Raw genomic sequence first — 1,482 nt, 5'->3', positions numbered from 1 at the left:
GTGCGGCCGGCTGTCGGCTTTCCGTCGACGCCTCGTGGCTTGATGCGGCCGGTGCCGACGGCGGCGTTGCGTGCTTGGGCGGGTCGCTTGTGTCCGCGCGATTTGTGGCGCCTGCTGGCGGGGCTTTTGGTGCTGGTGGCGTGGTGGATGCTGCCGGTGCGGTGGCACAGCATGTGGTGATTGAACCCAAGGGCGCCACGGCGCCGGCGGGGGAGACCGGTGGGGGCGAGGTGACTGGCGATAGCGCGGAAAAGTCACCCACCGATGCTAGCCCCGCAGCCGGAGAGCCCACCACAGGCCCCACGGCAAATCCCTCTCTGAAACACGCGGCCACGCCAACCAAGACAACAAAGACAGTAACCAAGACCACGGTCGCCAAGACAACCAAGCCCAAGGCTGCCACCGCGACAACTGCGGCACTCCCCAAGACCGGCGACTGCAACTGGATCGCTGCATCTTTATCGTTATTCCTGCTGGGGTTGGTGCTTTTTGGTGCCACATATCGCTGCTGAGACTGCGCGACGCACCTAGCTGCAATACAAGACCTCTGTTGAAGCTTTAAGGGCAACATTTCCGGATAGGGAGCGTTGCCTTTTTCGTGCATGCAATGTATGACGTGCCATACCACTTAAATGACTATGTAATTACTTGCAATAACATAATCAACTATTGTATGTGCGTTATACTAAGGGTACACTCACGCGATTGGAAGGTCTAAAAATGGCAAGCTCAACATTAACCATCAGGGTTGACGACGACCTCAAACGCGAGGCGGCGGAAGTTGCTGATTACTATGGACTTGATTTGTCGTCCGTGACTCGCGCTTTCTTCAAGCAAATGGTCAACACCCATCGCATCCCGTTGACTTTTGCCCCTGAGGAGCCCAGTGCCGAAAGCCTTGAGGCCATTCGCGAGGGGGACGCTTTTCTTGCATCTGGCAAAAAAGGACGCTTTGACAATGGCGCCGATCTGATCGCTGCGGCGATGGCACAATGAGCACGTTAACCGCAGAGTTCTCTGCAGCCTTCTCCCGAGATTTAAAGAAAAAAGCAAAGCGCCGTAAATGGGATTTATCTGAGCTTCAAAAGCTAATTGACCTGGTGCTACAGAATACACCTGAGTCAATGGACATATTAAAGCGACGTCATAATATGCACCGGCTAAGCGGCAACTGGGCAGGGCGAAACGAATGTCACGTAGCAAACTCTGGCGACTGGCTTGTCATATGGTCATCAAACGAAGAGGTAGCTTTCTTTGAACGCACTGGCAGCCATGATGAGCTGTTCCGATAATTCCCTTAATATCGAAACCACCAAAACCATTCGGATTTCAACCTAATGGCATCCAATTTGTTCAATCTTGTTGGATATGTAGCTGCACAATGACGATTACCTGCCTATGCGTTTTGCTGGGCGGGCCTTCTTATGCAGCGGGCGCGGAGAGCCTCATCATCGCGGGCGCGACGTACTACGAGCCGGGCGT

Annotated in this window: 2 protein-coding genes and 1 pseudogene; all 3 read left to right on the top strand. The window is 54.5% G+C overall.

Annotation, left to right across the window (positions count from 1 at the left end):
* Window positions 1-512 (top strand): annotated as a pseudogene (locus DW024_RS10135) (hypothetical protein); the annotation flags it as partial.
* A 208-nt stretch (window positions 513-720) separates the two neighbouring features.
* Window positions 721-996 (top strand): type II toxin-antitoxin system RelB/DinJ family antitoxin, encoded by a 276-nt coding sequence (locus DW024_RS09860; RefSeq protein WP_117641040.1) that lies wholly within the window; start codon window positions 721-723, stop codon window positions 994-996.
* Window positions 993-1,292, top strand: coding sequence for a type II toxin-antitoxin system YafQ family toxin (locus DW024_RS10450; protein ID WP_117641041.1), 300 nt, complete (start codon window positions 993-995; stop codon window positions 1,290-1,292). The genes DW024_RS09860 and DW024_RS10450 overlap by 4 nt, the downstream gene beginning before the upstream one ends.
* The last annotated feature ends 190 nt before the right edge of the window (window positions 1,293-1,482 follow it).

The sequence above is a fragment of the Collinsella sp. AF37-9 genome (assembly GCF_003475115.1).
Taxonomy (GTDB): Bacteria; Actinomycetota; Coriobacteriia; order Coriobacteriales; family Coriobacteriaceae; genus Collinsella.
Note: the sequence above shows the minus strand (reverse complement) of the source record. Positions and strands in the feature narration are given on the sequence as shown.